The following is a 3916-nucleotide window of genomic DNA, read 5'->3' on the forward strand; positions in this document are numbered from 1 at the left end:
AGCTATGCATAAAATATTAGATGGTTCTATTTAGGGTATACCCATAAGGAACCAATTAGGTACTTTCACTGATTCGGTTCCCTAGTGAGGACTTGAATCTTGGACTGTATGCTAATGATAGCAATAGTTTGAGTTATTGAAGCAACATCGGTGTACTTCGTTGTGTACATCCAGTGAGTTTTTCGAGAGTGAATTAGCTTATTTTTGATTTCTATAAGTACTGTTATGGAGACCATCCCAGATTCTGTGTAACTGACGTTTAGATTAAATACTTACACAAAATTTAGGAAGGTCTCAGATTTTGAGAAAAAACCGCTAGAAAATTATTTGAAATAACAGCTATTAATGGCACTCCATTAACATTTCTGTAAGTACATTACCGTTAAATGATTACCCTGCGCAGCAAGATAGCTCTTTAACGTCTTTGCTAAAGGTTTGAGCGCATAACTTCAATCCTTCAACCATCGTCAAATACGGAAATAGTTGACCTGCCAATTCTTCGACTGTCATTTTATTATGAATAGCAAGAGCCGCACTTTGAATCAGTTCTCCGCCTTCATGGGCTAAAATTTGTGCGCCTATCAGTTTTCCCGTGGATTCTTCAGCTACCAACTTGATAAAACCATCCGTTTCAAAATTTGCTAAAGCTCTTGGTACGTTTTCCATATCAAGTACACGACTTATCGTATTTATTCCTACCGCTGAAGCTTGTACTTCGGTTAGACCTACCGTAGCAACTTGTGGGTCGGTGAATATAACAGCAGGCATGGTAGATAAGTCGAGTTGCGCATTTCCACCTGTCATATTAATTCCAGCCCTACTTCCGGCAGCAGCAGCAACATAAACAAATTGTGGCATATTGGAGCAATCTCCAGCGGCATAAATGTTAGCTGTTGATGTTTCCATCATACTATTAACAACAATGGCACCACTTTTATCTGTTTCAACACCAACATTTTCTAAACCAAGCTTTCCAGTATTTGCATGGCGACCCGTAGAGATAAGCAATTTTTCAGCGATTAATGTTCCTTCGTTAGTTTCCAATGAAAAACCATTGCTATCATAAGAAACATGACTTGCTTGCGTATTATTAAGTACCCTAATACCTTCTTTTTCAAAGCACTCTGCCAGTTTTTCACCTAATAACGGATCTTCAGCATATAAAAGGGTATGTCTGGCTAGAATTGTCACACGGCTACCTAAACGGGCATAAGCTTGCGCAATTTCCAGAGCAACAACGGAGGAGCCGATGACAACTAGACTACTCGGTAACTCTTCTGCAAATAAGGCTTCTGTTGATGTCCAATAAGGTGTATCAACTAAACCCTTAATTGGCGGAATGCTTGGTGTAGAGCCTGTTGCAATTAAAATGCGATCTGCAACCAGCTCTTCTTCACTACCATCAGACTTGTGAACTAGCAAGGTATTTTGATTTTTAAAACGTGCATAACCTTTAAGTAAAGATAGCGCGGGATTACTCTCTAAAATACGTTGATATTTAGCATCGCGTAGTTCTTCGACGCGAGCGTTTTGCTGATGTGCTAATAAGGAGCGGCTAAGTTGTGGCTGAATATTTTCTAAACCATCAAACGGGTTAGTACGTTGCTGATGCGCTAATTGCGCAGCACGGATCAATATTTTTGAAGGAACACAGCCGACATTTACACAGCAACCTCCGATTACATCGGCTCCTTCAATGATAGTAACTCTTGCTCCGCCTTCTGCTGCTTTAATCGCACTGGCAAAGGCCCCTGAACCACTACCAATAATGGCTACATGTAATTGTTCTGGCTGGATGTCATTTGGCGAGCAACAACTATTCGTTGACATATTTTATTCCTCTTAAAAAGTTAAGCGGTACAAGTTTCATCATCACAGCGTTTATTCGCAGGAGAAACCATGTCCCAAATTGATACAGCAACCATTAGTCCTAGCCCCGTATAAGTAACGTATGAACTCCACCCGTACTGGAACCAAGGGTATAAAGAGAGTAAAACCAAAATGGGGCCAATTGAACCGATAAAACTACGGTGCCATTGACGATGGCTAAACCAGCCTAAGATATTCATTGCCAGCGCTAATACTGCAAACAGTGGTAACAACGTATTGATAAATACCCCTTCCCACTGACTAAGAAATCCCATCCCAATTGCCGCACCAAGACTAGCTATCGCGGGAAAACACATGGCGCATCCCATTGCCGAAACAAGTGCACCTATAGAGCCTGCTTTATCTCCGATACGCGTAACTAGGGTGTGTTGACAATTACCGTAAATGGATAATCGTCGCTGCTAAATAGATATTAGCAGCAAACGACTCATCCGTTTTTTCAGCACGCATGGCAATTTTCTTGAAATCTTTCAGCTTACAGAAGAAGTTCTCGATTAAGTGACGCCACTTGTACATTTCTTTATCGAAATCTCGTTGCTTTAAACGAGAGCGTTTAGGGGGTATGACCGCTTTGCTACCACGCTCTTCTAAGTCTAGCAGTAGCCAATCCGTGTCAAAGGCTCTATCAGCAAGCAATGCACCAAACTCTTTGTCTTTAATTAAAGGTTTAACGCCAGCCATGTCATGCTGTTGTCCTTTCAATAAAGTAAAATCAACAAGGTTGCCTAATGCATCAACCATTGCCATGATTTTAGTGGTCATACCGCCTCTTGATTTGCCAATTGCCTGATGACAAGCCCCCCCTTTTGCGCCTTGTCCATGACGATGTACCTTAACAATAGTGCCATCAATCATGGCATACTCTAAATCTGAGTCATTCAGAGCATTAAATAGCTTGCTGAATCTATCGCTTTTTACCCATCGACGGTAGCGCTTATAAACACTGTTCCAGTTACCAAATTCAGGGGGGTAAGTCTCGCCACGGACTACCTGTTCGGACAATCCATAGAACAGCTTCGATAAATAGTCGATTATTTACCGCTGTTCTACCAACATCGGTCTCTTTACCTGCACAATACGGTGCTATCTTTGCCCACTGGGCATCACTTAGGGTTAATCTAGTCATAACACTATGATTATCAATTATTCTATATATGTCAACACACCCTAGTTCTAAGGGGCTAAATATTACTTATTTTCACTTTTTAAATTTGAAGGGTAGCCAGCGTTGGTAGTCGCTGCAATTAATGCATTGATGTTGGTTTTAGTGTCATCAAAAGAAACAACAGCTAGCTTAGGCTTGTAGGTAACTTTCGCATTTTCAACGCCATCAACATTTTCTAATGACTTTTTAACTGTGATTGGACATGTCGCACAGTTCATCGTTGGCACTTCCAGTGTAACTGTTTTTACTTCAGCAAAAGCACCAAAACTAGAAAGTGAAAGCAGTGCGGTTAATAATAATTTTTTCATAATTAGCTCCAAATTTTAAAATGTTATAAATTTCTTGATCTGTATATTAAGCAAACAAAAGTATCCAATAATTACTGGTCACTAAAATTGTCGCAACTATAGCGCTCAGCCAGAAAATGACTTTTCGTTGTTGCTGTTTCTTAGGAATTGCACAGGCCGTTCCCGGCTCACACTCTTCTACAGGACGGTAAATTTTCCAACCTGAGTAACCAAACAACAACACTACAAATGCGATAAATAATGGCCTATAGGGTTCAAATGCAGTTAAATTACCAATCCATGAGCCACTTACCCCAAGTAATAACAGGAGCAAAGGACCTACACAGCATACGCCTGCGCCTAATGCTGCTATGATGCCTCCTATCATTGGAAGGTTTGATTCTTTTTGATTCATATAGATACCTCATTAGATAATGCAAGTGTATTGCATGTACCTAAGTACGGAGTCAAGGGTGATTTATAAAAAATTTATCTTTGATAATCTGCTACGACAGATACGGGGAATAAGCTAACTTGAATTAAGGCGCAGAAGTAAAATTGGATATGCTGTTTT

The 3916-nt window shown here is 40.3% G+C and carries 5 protein-coding genes; all 5 read right to left on the reverse strand.

What is annotated here, in order from left to right:
• Window positions 1–390 precede the first annotated feature (390 nt).
• The gene (gene merA / locus CXF60_RS00480) at window positions 391–1830 is read right to left on the reverse strand and encodes a mercury(II) reductase (protein WP_025643785.1); all 1440 of its coding nucleotides are present in this window, start codon (window positions 1828–1830) and stop codon (window positions 391–393) included.
• Between the two features lie 20 nt (window positions 1831–1850).
• Complete coding sequence (merC, locus tag CXF60_RS00485; protein WP_102090356.1) at window positions 1851–2276, reverse strand: organomercurial transporter MerC; 426 nt, start codon at window positions 2274–2276, stop codon at window positions 1851–1853.
• Window positions 2266–3016 (reverse strand): IS5 family transposase gene (locus CXF60_RS00490; RefSeq protein ID WP_102090357.1). Its coding sequence is split into 2 segments (ribosomal slippage): window positions 2266–2859 and window positions 2861–3016, totalling 750 coding nucleotides; the frame shifts between segments, so codons are not numbered across the junction. The genes merC and CXF60_RS00490 overlap by 11 nt, the downstream gene beginning before the upstream one ends.
• A 62-nt stretch (window positions 3017–3078) precedes the next feature.
• A complete protein-coding gene (merP, locus tag CXF60_RS00495; RefSeq protein WP_008110847.1) occupies window positions 3079–3363 on the reverse strand; it encodes a mercury resistance system periplasmic binding protein MerP in 285 nt (94 codons plus the stop codon).
• A gap of 46 nt (window positions 3364–3409) precedes the next feature.
• Window positions 3410–3757: a mercuric transporter MerT family protein gene (locus CXF60_RS00500; RefSeq protein ID WP_016899520.1), complete on the reverse strand. Its 348-nt coding sequence runs from the start codon at window positions 3755–3757 to the stop codon at window positions 3410–3412.
• Between the last annotated feature and the right edge of the window lie 159 nt (window positions 3758–3916).

This window comes from Psychrobacter sp. 4Bb (assembly GCF_002836735.1).
GTDB lineage: Bacteria > Pseudomonadota > Gammaproteobacteria > Pseudomonadales > Moraxellaceae > Psychrobacter.